Genomic DNA, 16,727 nt, shown 5'->3' with positions numbered 1-16,727 from the left:
CCCTCCTACGACGCCACGTTCAGCACAGGCGGCTTCCACTGTCCGTCGAGTGCAACAGGTTTCGGCACATACAAACGCATCGTCAGCGAGAACCGGCCCGCCTCGGGTATCGGCAGCCAATTCCCCGTGGGCACCCGAGCACCGGGGTCACTGTGCTGGATCGCGAGATCCAGTGAACCGTCGGGGTTATAGACAACTGGCACCTGGTGGCCGATCGCGAAGATGTTCGCCGGGTTGGGTACCAGGAACCCGTCCGCGCCATAGGCGGTCAGCGACCAGAACGCATCGACCGGCGGCAGCTGGCCCGACGGGAAATGCAGTCGGAAGTTCGCGGGCACGCCGTTGAGGTCGGCGCTGCCGAAGAGGGTCGGATAGATCGCGTCCTCGGGCAGGTTGGCGCCCAAGCCGTGCCATGCGACATTGGCGCGCAACGGGTAGTTGGTGCCGTAGGTACCGATCTCGCGGTCGAATACCCACCCGTTCTCGTTCACCGCACTCGGGTCGGCGTTTGCCGGGATCACTTGCTTCGCGCGGTCGGCGGCGGCAGTCAGATCCGCGGCGGAAATGCCGGTGACGCTGCCGCCCGGCCGAATCCCGATGGCCGCGAAGCGGTTCATCGCGAGCTGATCTTCGACCTGCGGCGGATTCACCACCATCACCGCGCACAACCGTTCGAAGAAAGTGCTCGCGTCCATCTCGACAACCTGTTTCGACGGTGGATCCGCGGACTCGCGCGTCGGCGTCGTGGCGGAGGGGGGCGCGGCTTTGCCCGCGATCCAGTCGGCGAGCGGGAGGAGCTTCAACTGCTGCTGGATGGCCTGCACGGCGGGGATGTCGTCGGTGCCGTTGACCTGAATCCGGCTGATCAACCACACCGTCGGCGTCGGCATGGACAGCTGCGTCACACCCTCGGGCAGACTCCCGGTCCACTGCGGCCCGGTGACGGCATAGAGGTAGGGCGGCGCGGGCGCCTCCGGCTTCACCCGCGGTCGAACGCTACTCGGGTTGTGCACGGTATTGGTCCAGGCGTCCAGCAGCTGTATCAGCCAGTATCGGCCGGACTCGATGGCAGGCACCTGTAGCACCATGGGCTCGGCGGACACATCGAGCCAGGCAGCGGAGTACAGCGTGTCCAGATTCGGTCGAATGGCATCGCGACGGTCGGGGGTGGGCAGCCCGGCAGCGTGCTGGAAGGTGTTCGTCGGGGTGATCTTCTCGGCCGCGACCCTGGTCACGTCCATCAGCACCAGGGGGTAGCCGAAGATATAGGCATCCGTGGCGATCGCCTTCGGGTCTTCCGGCATCAGAGTCACGCTGGTCGAGGAGCTGTTCTCCGACGTATTGCAGGCCGCGAGGGTGGCACTGGCCATGGTCGCCGCGGCCACGCCGAACAAGGTCCGGCGCGAGAGCTGTGCGAGTGAACGCTCGTCGCCCATGGTCTTTCTCCCTACTCTCCGATCGAGCCGGACACTTTCGAGAGATCCAGGCGGAAGTATAGCCACATATTTGCCGGACCTGCGGTTTTAGCGCGCGACGTCCGGGATGCGGGCCATCAGCGCAAGCAGCATGGCCCTCAGCCCGTCCACCAGATCGGCCATCGGCGGACGTGGATCGTTCAGGCTCCCTTGCCGCACGGTGGCATCGACCGCGCCGATGACGGCTACGGTCGCCCTCCGCATCCACCGGGCGGCACCGCCGACACCGCGGCGACGATGATCGCGGACAGATCCGCCGAGCCCACCGACGCGACCGCTGTGCGCACCGTCGCGCGTCCTGAGTGGATGTCGTGTCGTACCCGGCGACCAGCGGTTGCTCGCGGCTCGTGCACTCCTCGTAGGACTACCTGCGCGACAGTTCCGCAACAGCTGACCGGATGCCCGGCTTCAGGCGCCGATGACGGCATTCATGATAGTGCCCGCGCTGGTGGCGACGACACCGCCGATCATGGCTCCGGCCACCATCTTCGGTGATTCCAGGCCGCCGCCGGACCACTTCTCCCAGGCGAATCTGCCTCCTGCGTAAATGATGCTGAGGACCCCGGACAAGGTCGCGAACCAGGTTATGTACCGCACCAGCTGCATGATCTTGTCCGAGAGGGGCGGCGCTTCCGGGGTCGGGTTACCGATCTGCGCCAGTGTGGTGCAAGTGTCTGCCACCGACATCAAGATGGTGCTCACGGTCTACTCCTCCGGTCGACAGTTGTTCGGACACCGGCGAATTCGCGTGCCCAGGAACAGCCCCCACAGTGGCAGCATCACCCCCATCGGCGAGATCACCGGCTCGCAGCGGCCACTGCTCGACCACACGCGCGCTTCCCATCATCCCACCGACATCGACTATCGCAAGGTGTCATGCGTGGCACTATTGCCTCGGCGTGCCTGCGCCACTTCGGATTAACCGATACCATCCCTGTGAGCGAAATCCATCCTGTCCCACATCCAGAATGAGCAGCACCACGATGATCCTGGCCGCCGTTTACGACACCTGGGCACAGATCGGTAATCCGACCCCGGAAGCCCCGCCCATCTCGGACAAGTTCCTCCAATTGGTCCGCTACATGACCTGGTTCGTTCTCTTGGCCGGTGTCTGCGCCATCATCTACGCGGGCGGCAGATTCGCCTGGGAGAAGTGGTCCGGCGGCGGGCTGGAATCACCGAAGATGGTGGCCGGAGCCATGATCGGCGGTGTCGTCGCCACCAGCGCGGGCACCATCATGAACGCGGTTATCGGCTGACGCACGGCCGCGCGCCGCCATCGGGTAATGGCTGTGCAGGCGAATCAGCGCAGTATTCCAGCGGCTTTCGCCGCCCGGAGCCAGTCCGGGAATTCGCCGAGCAGCCGCCCGTACAACTGGGCGTCGTCCACCTTGTCGATGTCGTCGAGCGCGAAGAAGCCGGCATTGTCGACCAGCCGGTCGGCCATCTCGTCGAGTGAACGCAGCAGACCGTAGTTGGCCTTGCCGAGGCCGACGAACTGCCAAAAAGCAGGCAGGCGAGACGCTTCCCGCATGAGTGCGGCGATCTCGCGTTTCTTGGCGAAGCCACCGTCGGTGAAGAACAGCACCAGCGTCGGCGGATCTCCTGGTCGCAGCGACGAGATGATGTCACGCATGATCGGCAGCTCGTCGTTGCGGCCGCCCATCGTGTCGTAGTCGATTCCGGCATGCGTGCCGGACAGATGCAGGAAAGTCTGCGCCCACTGCTCGCTGTGCTCGACCGTGATGTCGGGCAGCTTCGCGAACGACAACGCATAGAGATACGCCTCCAGCGTCCCGTCGTGATCGAGCTGTGTCGCCACCGGAATCATCCGCTGCACCACCCGGTGCACCACCCGGTGCCGATACTGCCGAATCATGCTGCCGGTCTTGTCGATAACCAGCACCACCCGCGCACGAACCCCGAAGGTGTTCTTGGTGATCAACACCTTCGCCACTTCTCGTTTGCGCATGTCCAGCGGGCCGCGCTTGTCGAATGACAGCTTCTCCTCACCGGGCACGGTGCGCACCTCGAGGGCCTCCGGCGCCGCAGTCGCAGGGTAGGTCAGGGCTGCGGGCACGATCCCCGATGGCGCCACGGCGCCATCGCCCGCTCCGCCGAAGGCCGCGGGCGCATGCGTCGCACCGGATGCGGACCGCGCTTCGCGCGCGGGCAGTCCACTCGCCGCGGGCGGCTCGTCGTCCACACTGACGCCGTGGTCGATGACCAAAGCCGCGAATCCACCTGCATACCCCTGCCCGACGGCGCGAACCTTCCATTCGGCATTGCGTCGGTATAGCTCGAACGCGATGACCACCGACTCGCTGCCGAGACCATCGATCACGTACTCGTACAACACGTTTCCGGCACCGTCAGCGACGACGGCGACCGGCGGCGCACCCTGCCCGAATGTCGCCGTCGGATCCTCCAGCGTGATCACCGCCCGGATCTGCGCAATGTCCGCAGGCACCTCCGCGACGGAAACCGCCAGCGAGGCAGGCGTTCCCGGCCGCAACTCGACACCGGGCGCACTCGGCTGATTGAAGAACACGAAGTCGGCGTCGGAGCGCACTCGACCGGACTCGGTCACCAGTAGCCCTGAAACGTCGGCCGCCGCGGCGACCCGAACCGACACCACTGCCATCACCACCGCGAGCGGTGCATTCTGCCCCTTGACGAGCGTCGTGCCCACCGATTCTCCTGTCAGTAGTGACCGACCGACCGTGCCGTGCGATTACGAGTAGAGCTGCTCGACAACCCATTTCGCGGTGTTCGGGCTCGACCGGAGGGTCGAGTGGTCGACGGCGGGGCTACCGGGAAACAGATCCTCGTAGAAAACGTTGGTGACACCCGGTTCAGTGATGAACGAGCACACTCCAGGCGGTGTCGCGACCCCGTCGTTCTTCGTCGCCAGCACCGAATACCGAACGCCCGGCTGCACCAGCGGTCCGTCCATGACGGCCTTGTAGACCTCGGAGGCCGGAGTCAGTTGCAGCGCGTTGGCCATGCTCGGCATCAACGTCGACAGCACCGGCACCAGGAACGGCAGCGCCGTCACGAGTTGCACCGGCGTGATCGGCAGGTCCTTCAACCCGTACTGCGCGAGGAAACCGACGCCGTCGCAACCACGGGCCTCCGGAGTCAGCAGCACCATATTCGGCACATCCGCGGCGCCCCCGAGCACCTTGACGAAGTAGTTCGCGACGAAGGTGCCCGCAGAGTGCGCGACGATGTCGACCTTGGCCGCCCCGGTGGTCGCCTTGACCTTCGCGACGAACTGCGCGAGCTGCCGAGCCGCGCTGGGCATGTCGCCCGCCCACCGCTTTCCGTCGACGATTCCGCCCTGGAACACCAGCGCGCAGGCCCCTTCGTGGCGCAACGCCGAAACCATCGGCCCCCATTGCGCCGCGGTGTCCGCCGTGCCACCGTCCGCACCCGGCAGCACTATCACCGGATTCGGCCGGGCGCTACTCGGCAGGCAGTCGATCGCCGGTTCGATCACAGTCCCCGCGGACACGACCGGCGCGGCCGAGCCGCTGCCAGGGGCGGCCCCCGCCGGTGCCACTGCCATCGTGAGCGCCCCGGCGAGCAGCACCCCCACCATCCCCGCCCGCGCCGGAGCAATCCACTGCTGACGCCTGAAAATCATGTCCTGCATAGCCTTTCGACATGTCGGCCGCCCACACTTGCGCCAACCGAACCGGCCGGGAAGACAGGCGCGAACCAACCGGACTCCGACTCCCGACCAAGTCCCTTCGCCCACATGCCAACAGCTCACACCCCAGATGTCAACACCACTCCCGCGACCCCGGCTGCGCGAATGGGACCCGGCTGTGCGGTCACCCGCCGTTTGCCTCGGCCGGTTTCCGCTCGCGGGAAAGAGCGTCCGGCGACGAATTCGCGGTCGCCGTAGTGGAGTCGGGGGTTCAGGTGCCGGTGACGAATTGCTGCGTGAGGGCCAGGTCGGTGAGGTCGGCTACCAGGATCGAGGTGCCTCGATCGGTGACGGAGCCGCCGACGAGGTGGTCCCTCGCGGTCGGGTCGGCAACCAGGGCATCACGGAATCGGTGGACATCGACACCGGCGACCTCGATGGTGAACGCGTCGATTTCCGGTGCGCTCGATACCAGATGCCGGAACGTCAACACCGATTCCTGATGGAAACGGGTGCGCACCTGGTCGGCGATGCGATGTAGATCGGCGGCGTCGACGCAGGCCAGGTGGAACTCGCGCGAGCGCTCGTAGGCCACCTGCTGTCGCTGTTCGGACCAGAAGACGCCGCTGACCAGCGTGGAGCCTAGCGGAAGGCCGAAGTTCTGTACCGCCATCGCGTCGACTGCGAGTTCGAACCCGTCCAGTTGCGTGCCCAGCCGCTGATCATCGGGATCGGTGATCGTTGCGGTGTTGTCGGTCGCGAATAGTTCCGCGGTGGGCCGCAGGGGATTTCCCGCCGCACAGGCGGTCGGCGCGGCCTGCACCGACCCAGCTCCCCCGACCAGACCTGACGCTACGAACAATGCCGCGACCACGGCCATGGCCCGTGAGGTGATCATTCCGAGCCTCTCCGGTCCTGTGTGACCATCCAAAACAGCGCAACATGTTTCGACGACCATCGGACCGAATCGAGCGACGGACACCCCCGCCGGTCAGCCCGCGATGAGCACCGCGGTCAGCGCGGCAGCCCCGGGCACCGCCTGGGCGAACAAGATCCGAGGATTCGCCGTCACCGCGCCGTACACCCCGGCGATCACCACGCACGCCAGGAAGAACACCTGCACCCGGAATCCCGTCGGGTCCGCCGCGATCAACCCCCACACCAACCCCGCCGCCAGGAACCCGTTGTACAGCCCCTGATTAGCAGCCAACGGCGCAGTCGCCCTCGCCATCTCGGCATCGAACCCGGACAACTCCCGCCCTGGCTTTCCCTCCCATAAAAACATCTCCAGCACCAGGATGTACGCGTGCAACACGGCCACCACGCCGACCAGGATGTTCGCGATAATCGCCATTGCTCGAACAGTACTCACCCGAGTGCTACATCGACCGACGAAACGCTTGCCATCGGAATCCGATGCCACTGCCCTCTCGGGGCGGCGCCGCGGCCGGGATCACGGCTGAACGCGACCGGCACCGACTATCCGAGATCCGCCTCTTGCGGTGATCGCGGAGACGGTACGAGCTGAAGGGCCGCCCACAACTGCCGCATCGGCCGCTACGGACGCCTGGCGACGATTCCCATCGAACTGCGCCGATACAGCTGCAACCCATTCGACGGCCGGTGTGCCCGCCCCTGAGCAGCACAACCGAATCGCGCCCTGGTCCGAGACGGACTGCGAGCCCGGGACGACAATGGCCATATGGCCGCCAGTGTCGAACTGCGCGTATACGCCGAACTGAACGACTTCCTACGCCCGGAGGCGCGGTACGCGACGCTGCTGCGGCCGATACGTCCGCACCAGACCGTGAAAGATCTCGTCGAGGCGGCCGGCATCCCGCACCCCGAGGTCGACCTGGTGCTGGTGAACGGTGAATCCGTCGACTTCGGCCACCGTCCGCAGCCGGGCGATCGGATCACCGCCTACCCGATGTTCGAGACCCTGGACATCGGACCGCTGACCCGGGTGCGTCCCCACCCGCTGCGTGATCCGCGTTTCGTCGTCGACGTCAACCTCGGCGGACTCGCACGACTCATGCGATTGATGGGACTGGACATCCGCTATGGCTGGACAGCAGACGACGCCGCGCTGGCCGAAACAGCCGCCTTCGAACACCGAGTCTTGCTCACCCGAGACCGCGGACTTCTCGAGCGACGCAACGTGACCCACGGCGTCTTCGTGCGTTCGGACCAGCCGTTCGAGCAGATCGTCGAGGTGATCCGCCGGCTCGACCTGGCCGATCGGCTGGCACCGTTCAGTCGCTGCCTGCGGTGCGGCGGCATTGTCATCGCAGTGGCCAAGCAGGACATCATCGATCGGCTCGAACCACTTACCCGCCGCTACTACGACACCTTCCGGCGTTGTCCGGATTGCGACCGGATCTATTGGGAGGGTTCACATCAGCGACGGCTGAACGACCTCGTCGCCCGGATCCGCGCCGCGATCAGGCCGACTTAGTCATTGTTACCGCGGGCATGCCGGGCCAGGAGGCAACCCGCAGCCGGGCGGGCGTAGTCGATCGGATCGGCGCGCAGATGAAAGTGGTCGACAACGCAGTCGATCTCGCCCATGCCCGCGGCTGCGAACCCAGCCCGCGGCCTGCTGCTCCGAAGGCACATCAGCCCGAGTGACCAATACGCTCTCGCTATGAGTGTTTCGCCGCCGCGAGCGACCGCTATGCGGGCGAACTGACCTCGATCGTGACAACGGAGCCGACCCGGGACCACGGATTCGGCGGGGGGGGAATCGTTCCGAAGGCCAACCCCGCTCCCGTCGTCCGGATTCGGGGGTCCGCCCCGGACGACGTCGAGGTTGTTCGCGAGAGCCGCCGGCAATGCGGGGAGATCGGGCGCTTCGGGAGGTGGCACGCTGTCGAACTCATTCGTGTGATTTGGGTCGAGTATGTCGTCGAACAGATTCAGTGTGTCGATTGTCTGGGACCGGAGCTTCGCGCAGCGCTTCAAGACGTCGCGATGATGTTCGAGCGCTACCACGTTCGGCGGCTGGGGGCCCAGCGCAATGACATACGGCTTTGGACCAGTTGGGCAGGCGCGGGCGACAACAACGGTGAATCCATTTGTCTGAAGGCGAACCGCTCTTCGGCCGAGACCAGGACATCCTGCGACCTCGATTGGATTCGACACCATTTGGCGAAGTCGAAAGAGCCGTCCACGCTGAATGGACCGACTGCCCGCGGCCGTCGAACACCGACGCCAATGTTGCAGCCTTCACGAAAACGGACCGTTTCTTGCTGGAACACCACTGACGCTCACCGCCTCGGATCGAGATATAACGGGCATCAACCCGGGGTAGCCACACATCGCCGACCGGCCGTCGACGCGGCGTGCCTTGTCCGCCGATTGTTTCGCCGACCAGGCGCGTTGTTGCGATTATTCGACTACTCGATTTCTCTCGACACGACCGAAGACACCGATTTCTGGCGCTGCTACCACAGCCCGCGGCCAGTAGTCGTTCCTGGATCGGCCACACGAGACGCTCATACGGCCATTTCATAATTCCAGCACGGACACGCGTGATTGCTGTCCGAAATTCTATTGCGGGGCACACGGTCGAAGAGTTCGTCGATCACCCACGGACGTCTTGCAGTGGCTAGTCCAGATCTGTAGTGGCACAACGTTTTATCTTCCGCACATCGCCTCGGGAGAACCGGTGCGGCGCATGGCCACCGAAAGTTCCGAGGTAGAGGTTGCAGACTCCCATGGGCAGAGTGAAGCCCGTAGAGAGGCGCTGATCCCAGAGGGCGTACCGCGGGAGGAGGTGGAGCCGGTCTACGCGGCGAGCGACGCGGAAGCGTAACAGATAGCGTCCGAGGAGCTGGCGCACGCGCGGCGTCCGGAGGACGAGCTGATCGCCGAGCTGCCTCCGACGGACCAGGAGCAGATCCGATAGCTCCCGCGCGAGTTGGGCGCCCTGGATATGAAGTTTCACGCGGTGGCGAAGTGGTCGGAGGCCGCGTGGATCATGGCGGTCGGGGCGATCCACGGCCGCAAGCCGGTCTCTCCGTGGATCGCTCCTGGCATGCTCATCCCGATCTCTTGGGCGCCGAGGGCCGACATCAGCTTGTGGATGGACGGCCTCCAGGAGGCCAGGGGTGCAGTGCGGTCAAGCGGTTCTCGATGCACGTCGGCGCGACCAATCGGGCGCTGGCCGCCGGCCATGCCGCTGCCGCACTGATCGTCGACCGCGACAACAACAGTGACCGCGGCCAACTGTTATGCGTCCGCGGCTTCAGCAACACGAGCGCCGCCGATGGCCACGCAGCCCGAGCCCCGGAGCCGTCCTCCACGTAGACGCCGGCACAGGTTGAACCGGGAATCGCGGGATCATACGGCTCGCCAAGTCAAGGGAACCCGGTGAGCCCGCCCGGTGTGGGGTTCCCGTAGTAAATCGCCCATTATGTCGAGAGTCGCTTCTTACCGCCTTCAAATATATATCCCCAGAGAACAAAACCGACTACAATTCAGAAATTCGGTATCCGCGTACTCATCGACAACGATCAATTCGACGGCACACGATTATACCCATCCGGACCGCCCATCGGGGAATGTGAAGAGAATCGGCAGCGATAGGAGGGCAAATGTTCATCAAAAAATTGATAGCAACCGCATTCATGGCCATCGCGGCAACGAGCATCGCCACCGCGACAGCACATGGAGAGGCGACGCTGGCGAATGTCGATGTCACCGGCGTGGATGGCCCGGTCGCTTACACGGCAAGTTTCGCTGGCGATCACTCGAGCGCCCTGGTTACCCTCACCGCCGGCAGTTTCGTCGTCACTCCCGAGTCGGTCACAGTCCTCGCGAACGACGGTGCGGTAGTCGGCGCCATCCCGACGACACTGCGCACGGAGGCCGGACAGAATCTCGCGGTCACACCGCGGCTGGACAGCACCGGCACACAGCTGACTCTGACACCGGTCGGCGGGCCGACGCCCGAGGCTGTCGCGTACCAGGTGCCCGGCGTACAGCAGGCCATGGGACCGATGTCGGTCATGATGGGCGCAGCCATGGGCTGCGCGCTCGGCGTGCTGATCGGAATCTGGTTCTTCCTGGTCGGAGCCATCATCGGATGTGCGGTGGGCTGGTTTATCGGCGCCATGTTCGGCTTCATGGCACCTGCGGCGTGATGAGTCACCCAGTGGAGTAATCAAACACAATGACGAGCCGGCCGGGCGCCCATCGGCCGCCCGGCGCGCCGGCGTCTGCACTCCGAGCGACCGCGACCGGAAAGCCTTGGTACACCGCCCATCCCGCACTTCGACAACGGCAGGATCTCCCAACAGCTAGCCGGCAGATAGTTTGGCGGGCATGGAGCGGTAGCTGTTCAGGTTCACCAGGCCACGCGGGATCGGGGGGCCGTCCAGACGCAGATCCGGGTACCGCTCGAAGAGGGCGCGCAGTGCGATCGCGCCTTCCAGTCGAGCAAGGCTGGCTCCCAGGCAGCCGTGCACACCGCTGCTGAACGAGAGATGTTCCGCAGCGTTTGCCCTGGTCACATCGAATCGTTCGGGATCAGGAAAGACGGCGGGGTCCTTATTGGCGCCCGCCAGCAACAGCAGGACCAAGGAACCGGACGTGACGTGCTGATCGGCGATGTCGACGTCACAACTCGCGATCCGGCCCGTTATCCGTATGGGACCGTCGTAGCGCAGGATTTCCTCGACCGCGCCCGGCCACAACTCCGGCCGCGCCGCCAGCATTTCCAGCTGGTCCGGATGGCTTGTCAGCAGGGCGATTCCGTTGCCGAGCATGTTCACCGTCGTCAAGAATCCGGCGTCCAGCAGCAGGGCCGCGTTGGCCACCTGCTCGCGACGGGTGAGTTCGCCACCCGTCACCAGCATGCTGAGCACGTCGTCGCCCGGTTCGGCGGCGAGCCCGGCGATGTGCTGGTCGAAGTACCGCTCCCCCTCGGCCAGGTCGTCGATGGCGCGGCGGAAAGTGGTCCAGGTCAGGCCTCGGTCGAGCAGCGGCGCACCGGTGTCTCCCCACTTCAGCAGCGTCGAATGCATGTCGGCGGGCAACCCGAGAATCTCAGCGATGATCGCGATGGGCAACTGCGCGCAGAAGTCGTCGATCAGATCCGGTTGCGGCATCGATTTCAGGCGTTCGAGAAGGTCATCGGTCACTTCGACAACCCGCTCCCCGAGTTTGGCTACCGCTTTCGGAGTGAACGCTTGCCCGACCAGGCGTCGGTAGTGGGCGTGTTCCGGCGGATCGGTCACCAGCATCGAGGGCGGTTCCGCCAGGTTGGGAAGTTCCAGATCCGTCTTGGTCAGCACCCAGCGGATCGGCGTCGGCAGGGCTCGGTTGTTGGGCGTGACCACGCCGAAGCGACGGTCCCGCAGGATGAGCCGACACAACTCGTGGTCGGCGGTCACGCGCACCCTCGATATTGTCGGCATCCGACCCCGCCGCCGGATCTCCTCGATGGAGCGTGGCGCTCCGAGCCCGCGATCCGGACCGGCCAGGATCTGCGCGAGGGGATCACCCCGGCGCGCCGACCACAGGAGATAGGACCGTGCGAGGCGATGCAAGACCAACCACCGAATCCACGCGCGCGCTAACATTGCCACCTCCCACGCCAGACTCTCCTCATGGTAGAGCGCCGCCGCCGGCATCGTTGGCTAATCTTCGGCTAGCCACCGCCGGCGTTGGTGGAGATGGGGCGGGAAGGCGCAGCGTATGGCCGTCACCATGGTCGAACCCACCGAATCCGGCTTCGCGGTCCCACCGCCCGGCTAGCCTGATAGAACAGAGTTTGCCTGGATCAGCAACCCTGTCGATGCTCATCGCAATGATGATCGTCCTGTGCGGCCACCCGCTCGCGCGGAACCGAGTTTCCTAGTCACCAACGGGAGTGGGGATGTGATGGAGCGACGTTCAGATCAGGCGGGGGGCACGATGGACAGGCGCGGTTTCGTTAAGGGCGTCGGCCTGGCCGCTACGATGCTGGGGCTTGCGGGCGGAAGCAGACTTGCGACAGCCTCCACTCCAGCGTGGGCCGAAGACAGTCCGAGCCCGAATTCGTCGATCTACCGCACACTGGTGCCAGAGATCTTCGCGCCGCTGCCGGATCCGGCCGACCATGTGCCTGCGATCGTCATCGGATCGGGGTTCGGGGCGTCGATCACCGCGCTGCGTCTGGCACAGTCCGGGACCGAGGTCGCGGTGCTCGAGCGCGGGTCGCGCTGGCCGAATGATCTTTGGCGCAATATCTTCGCCGTCGATTCGATTCCGGATGGCCGCGGCTTCTGGCACCGCACCACCTTTACCGGCGTGACCAGGGTCACCATGTCGTTCGATCCGTTCGGCGGGGTCCTCGACGTTACCAATTACCCGGGTATCGACGTGTGGCGCGCAGCGTGTGTCGGCGGCGGCTCGGTGGTGTTCACCGGAGTGATGATCGAGCCGGAGCAGCGGTTCTTCGACCATGTGTTCGGCGGTGTGGTCGACTACCGCGAGATGCACGACATCTACTACCCCAGGGTCCGAAATATCTTGCGGCTGAGCCCGATACCGGACGACATCTATTATTCCGGCGCGTTCGCGCACGCACGTGCCTGGGACGCTCAGGTCCGCGCGGCCGGCTATATGCCGCAGCGCATCGACGGCATATGGAATTGGAACGTCCTGCGCGACGAGCTGGCCGGACGATCGATGCCGTCGGCGACGGTCGGCTGTTCGAACCTCGGCAACTCCAACGGCGCGAAGTTCGATCTGAACCAGAACTACCTGCGCTACGCCGAGGACACCGGCGTTGCCAGGATCTACCCCGGCCACCGCGTGGACGCCATCGCCAAGGAACCGGGGGCGGCGGGTCGCTATGCCGTCACCGTAACCAAACTCGCGCCTACCGGCGAAGTGCTCCGCATCCGAACACTGACCTGCGACAAGCTTTTCCTCGGCGCGGGCTCCATCGGCACCTCCGAGCTGCTGCTGCGCGCGCGGGATACCGGCGCGCTGCCGAACCTAAACGAGCACATCGGCGAAGGCTGGGGCAGCAACGGCGATGTCGGCTTGGCCCGGCCGCTCAGCTCGCCCGACCTGGGTACGCAGGGTGCGCCGTCCGCGAGCCGGATTCTGGACGAGTTGGGCGCACCTGTGTCGCTGGAGAACTGGTACATCCCCGGCGCGACGCCCTACGACATCGGCACTCTCGCATCGCTGGGCATGGTGCTCGACGACACCCGCGGCCGGTTCGTCTACAACCCGACCAACGGGCGAGTGGATCTACAGTGGCCGGACAACGGTGCTGCCGGCTACCTCGCACGAGCGCAGGAAGTCAACGACAAGTCCGCCTGCCACTGCCTGTCCATCGCCCCACCAACCGTGGGCGGGGACGCCTCCTTCACCTCACATCCGTTGGGCGGCGCAGTGATCGGACGCGCAACAGACGGATACGGTCGGGTGTTCGGTTATCGAGGCCTGTACGTGATGGACGGGGCGGCTGTGCCCGGCAGCACCGGAACAGTGAACCCGTCGTTGACGATCAGCGCGCTGGCCGAGCGCAATATCGAACAGATCATCAGATCTGGGGAGTAGACAACCAACGCAATCACAAGGTCTCGGTTCGATATGACGTGAATCTGTGCGCGCGAGGCACGCGAACAGGTTTCACAAAGCTTGGACCGGCGTCGGACCGGAAGCGCCAGGCAGGCAGTGGCCGCACGCATACCGATGGGGTCGTGCCGGCCGCACAGCTGGGGCGGCAGGTGGCTGCTATTGGACTATCCGACGCAATCAGGGTTTCGAGATCCAGCGCACCCTTGGCTGCGAAGTGGGAATGGAATAGCCGCCCCGCTGGGCAGGTCCACCGCTTGCTCGGCTGGATATCACCAGTACTCGAGACATTGAGATCACTTCGATGCACCTCGACCGACCCACATTCCTCCGATGTCGCATGAACCCGCCGTTCAGGACAGCAAATGTCCGCGCTGTCGATGGTCGCGCCACACGCGCCGACGACCGATCGCGACCAAGCAGAGGCAAACCTCAATCGGGCATCGAAGGATCTGTGTTGAGGTAGCGAGCCAGCGCGGATTGTTCACGAATACAGCACATCGCTATTCGGGCCCGATGTGCCTCGACGATCTCCGCGGAGAAGTCGCAGAGCGCCGTCGATCACCATCATGAATTTCGACATTACTTCGCGGCATAGATCCCCGATCCGGGGTATGCGCATGCCAATCATCGGCTTATACTGGGGCGCGGTCGGGTCTGGAGGCAGATGATGACCGCGGTGCCCCGGCAGTTCCCACCCGACCGGCTGTCCGGTGGGGATTCCGAGCCAAACGCGTCGGTCACTCAGCCGGTGCCGCTGTCTGCGGGGCAGCGGGGGCTGTGGCTGGCGCAGCAATTGAGCCCGGATGTGCCGATTTGTGAGGCGCAGTATCTCGAGTTCCATGGGGATCTCGATCTCGATCTGCTGCGTAAGACATCGATTCAAGCGGGTCTCGAATTCCAGTCGGGATATCTGCGGCTGGTAGAGGTCGACGGTGAGCCACATCAGTTGTTCGACCCGTCGCTGGATTCGCCGGGGCCGGTCGTCGATATGCGCGGTGAACCGGACCCCATGGCGGCGGGCTTACAGTGGATGCGCCGAGAATACATCGCACCGTTGGATATGACCCGAGACCGGTTGCTCGCATGGGTAATTGTGCAGGTCGGGGATCAGCATTTCCTGTGGTACTGCAGGATTCACCACGTCGCTTTGGACGGCTACGCCGCGATGATGATGATGAACCGGGTCGCGGCGCTGTACACGGCGGCGGCACAGGGCCAGACAGCAGAGCCGTACCAGGCGGCGGACCTGCGCACCCTCTACGAGGCCGACCGCAGTTACCGCGAGTCCAATCGATTCACCAGCGACCAGGCATATTGGGTGGACAAACTCGCCGACGTCGAAGACGAGTCCAGCCTGGCCGCTGGGTACGCACCCACCCGCGCGGACAGTGTCGTCGCTTCAGCCGAACTACCCACCGTGACGGTAGGGCGAGTTGATCATTCCTCGAAAGCGCTGGGGGCGTCCCCGGCCGCGGTGGTGATCGCTGCTTTCGGAAGCTATCTAGCCCGTATGACCGGCAGGGACGAGGTCCTGGTCAATGTTCCCGTGTCGGGTCGCACAACCGCGTTGCTGCGGCGGTCCGGGGGAGTCTTCGTCAACGTGGTGCCGCTTCAGATCGTGCTCGGTACGGGAGATACGGTCGCGACGCTGGTGCGGCGGGTGCAGTCCGACCTGATCGGAGCGTTGCGGCACCAGCGGTGCGGTCTCACCGACATTCGCGCCGCCGCCGGGCACAACGGACAGCGGCGTTTCGCGGGCCCGGTGGTGAATGTCATGTTCTTCCCTCAGGAGCTCCGGCTCGGGTCGATGACTGCGGAATTCCATATCCTCAGCTCCGGACCGGTCGAAGATCTGCTGGTCGACCTCTATCAGACCGGAGACCCGCCGCAAACGATCCTGCACTTCTTGGCCAATCCCAACCTCTACACCGGGCCCGAACTGTCGGCGCATTACACCAGATTCGTGCAGTTCCTGGACGCGTTCGCCGACGCCGCACCGGACACCGATCTCGGGCAGGTCCACCCCGACAGCGCCGGCCACGGCTCCCGGATGCGGCGCCGCCGCGAGAACCTGGCGTTCTGGCGTGTCGCGCTCGCGGACCTTCCCATAGAGCTTCGTCTGCCGGCCGATAGACCGCGGCCGGTGGTGCTGTCGGATCGGGGTGCCACCGTCAGGTACGCAGTGGGTGTCGAGTTGATGCATGCGTTGGAAAGGGTTGCGCGGCAATGTAGTTCGTCACTGTTCACGGTGGTTCATGGCACGCTGGCGGTTCTGCTTGCCCGGTTGAGCGGAACGACCGATATTCCGATCGGAACACCGATCGCCGGGCGCGGCGCGGCCGAACTCGACGACGTGATCGGCATGTTCGTCAACACGCTGGTGCTGCGAACCGAAATCGATCTCCATGAACCATTCACCGACCTACTCGGCCGGATCAAACAGATCGATCTGGATGCCTTCGAGCACGCCGACGCCCCATTCGAACAACTGGTGGATCACCTCGCTCCGCAACGGCCTCAGTCCCGACATCCACTGTTCCAGGTGATGTTGGCATTCCAGAACCTGGAACGGATGAAGCTGGAGTTGCCCGGCGTCGAGGTGTCGGTGGTCGACCTGCCCAACGAGGTGTCTCCTCTCGATCTGCAGATCGTGCTGTCGGACAACTATGACAGTGGCGGTATGACGGCAGCGGTCACGTATGCCACGGATTTGTTCGACGCCGAGACGATCGATGCTCTGATGCATCGGTGGATTCGGGTACTCGAGTCGGTGGCCACCGATCCGACGGTTCCGGTCGGGATGATCGATGTCCTCGAGCCCACCGAGCGAACCGATCTGCTGTCGCGCTCCGGCGCACCCACCGCGGCACCTACGACGCTGGCCGATCTGTTGACCGCGGCGGTTGCGCGGGATCCTGACGCCACGGCGATTGTTTTCGATGGGCAACCACTGAGCTACCGGGAGCTGGACAAGCGCTCCAACCGATTGGCCCGACTACTGATCCAGCGGGGTA

Annotated in this window: 13 protein-coding genes; 5 read left to right on the top strand and 8 right to left on the bottom strand. The window is 64.8% G+C overall.

The window, feature by feature from the left end; translation table 11 throughout:
- Nucleotides 1–5: 5 nt before the first annotated feature.
- From AB0M74_RS20160 to AB0M74_RS20150, 3 genes are all read right to left on the bottom strand, one after another.
- Nucleotides 6–1,436: a DUF1254 domain-containing protein gene (locus AB0M74_RS20160; RefSeq protein WP_366527791.1), complete on the bottom strand. Its 1,431-nt coding sequence runs from the start codon at nucleotides 1,434–1,436 to the stop codon at nucleotides 6–8.
- Nucleotides 1,437–1,523: 87 nt separating this feature from the next.
- Nucleotides 1,524–1,679, bottom strand: a complete 156-nt coding sequence (locus tag AB0M74_RS20155) for a hypothetical protein (protein WP_366527790.1) — start codon at nucleotides 1,677–1,679, stop codon at nucleotides 1,524–1,526.
- Between the two features lie 204 nt (nucleotides 1,680–1,883).
- Nucleotides 1,884–2,177, bottom strand: a complete 294-nt coding sequence (locus tag AB0M74_RS20150) for a hypothetical protein (protein ID WP_366527789.1) — start codon at nucleotides 2,175–2,177, stop codon at nucleotides 1,884–1,886.
- 281 nt (nucleotides 2,178–2,458) lie between these two features.
- Between AB0M74_RS20150 and AB0M74_RS20145 the strand changes: the two genes are divergently transcribed.
- The gene (locus AB0M74_RS20145; RefSeq protein ID WP_366527918.1) at nucleotides 2,459–2,734 is read left to right on the top strand and encodes a hypothetical protein; all 276 of its coding nucleotides are present in this window, start codon (nucleotides 2,459–2,461) and stop codon (nucleotides 2,732–2,734) included.
- Nucleotides 2,735–2,778: 44 nt separating this feature from the next.
- Here AB0M74_RS20145 and AB0M74_RS20140 read toward each other — a convergent pair whose 3' ends face one another.
- The 4 genes from AB0M74_RS20140 to AB0M74_RS20125 all read right to left on the bottom strand — a co-directional run bounded on the left by AB0M74_RS20140 (nucleotide 2,779) and on the right by AB0M74_RS20125 (nucleotide 6,484).
- Nucleotides 2,779–4,167, bottom strand: coding sequence for a VWA domain-containing protein (locus AB0M74_RS20140; RefSeq protein ID WP_366527788.1), 1,389 nt, complete (start codon nucleotides 4,165–4,167; stop codon nucleotides 2,779–2,781).
- A 42-nt stretch (nucleotides 4,168–4,209) separates the two neighbouring features.
- On the bottom strand, nucleotides 4,210–5,124 hold the full coding sequence (locus AB0M74_RS20135) for a hypothetical protein (RefSeq protein ID WP_366527787.1): 915 nt from the start codon (nucleotides 5,122–5,124) through the stop codon (nucleotides 4,210–4,212).
- Between the two features lie 277 nt (nucleotides 5,125–5,401).
- Nucleotides 5,402–6,028 (bottom strand): hypothetical protein, encoded by a 627-nt coding sequence (locus AB0M74_RS20130; RefSeq protein WP_366527786.1) that lies wholly within the window; start codon nucleotides 6,026–6,028, stop codon nucleotides 5,402–5,404.
- Nucleotides 6,029–6,121: 93 nt separating this feature from the next.
- Nucleotides 6,122–6,484 carry a DUF1304 domain-containing protein gene (locus AB0M74_RS20125; protein ID WP_366527785.1) on the bottom strand — a complete coding sequence of 121 codons (363 nt, stop codon included), beginning with the start codon at nucleotides 6,482–6,484 and terminating at the stop codon, nucleotides 6,122–6,124.
- Nucleotides 6,485–6,832: 348 nt separating this feature from the next.
- Between AB0M74_RS20125 and AB0M74_RS20120 the strand changes: the two genes are divergently transcribed.
- Together AB0M74_RS20120 and AB0M74_RS20115 are read left to right on the top strand one after the other, a co-directional pair.
- Entirely contained in the window at nucleotides 6,833–7,588 is a 756-nt protein-coding gene (locus AB0M74_RS20120; RefSeq protein ID WP_366527784.1) for a Mut7-C RNAse domain-containing protein, read from the top strand.
- Between the two features lie 2,140 nt (nucleotides 7,589–9,728).
- Nucleotides 9,729–10,277: a hypothetical protein gene (locus tag AB0M74_RS20115; protein WP_366527783.1), complete on the top strand. Its 549-nt coding sequence runs from the start codon at nucleotides 9,729–9,731 to the stop codon at nucleotides 10,275–10,277.
- A 156-nt stretch (nucleotides 10,278–10,433) separates the two neighbouring features.
- Here AB0M74_RS20115 and AB0M74_RS20110 read toward each other — a convergent pair whose 3' ends face one another.
- Entirely contained in the window at nucleotides 10,434–11,690 is a 1,257-nt protein-coding gene (locus tag AB0M74_RS20110) for a cytochrome P450 (RefSeq protein ID WP_366527782.1), read from the bottom strand.
- A 505-nt stretch (nucleotides 11,691–12,195) separates the two neighbouring features.
- On the opposite strand from AB0M74_RS20110, the gene AB0M74_RS20105 reads away from it, so the two are divergent.
- Both AB0M74_RS20105 and AB0M74_RS20100 read left to right on the top strand, forming a co-directional pair.
- Nucleotides 12,196–13,692, top strand: coding sequence for a GMC oxidoreductase (locus AB0M74_RS20105; protein ID WP_366527781.1), 1,497 nt, complete (start codon nucleotides 12,196–12,198; stop codon nucleotides 13,690–13,692).
- 685 nt (nucleotides 13,693–14,377) lie between these two features.
- The coding region (locus tag AB0M74_RS20100; RefSeq protein ID WP_366527780.1) for a condensation domain-containing protein at nucleotides 14,378–16,727 on the top strand (2,350 nt) is incomplete at its 3' end.

It is taken from the genome of Nocardia sp. NPDC051463, assembly GCF_040681975.1.
Lineage (GTDB): Bacteria > Actinomycetota > Actinomycetes > Mycobacteriales > Mycobacteriaceae > Nocardia.
This window is presented reverse-complemented; position numbering and strand designations above follow the sequence as displayed.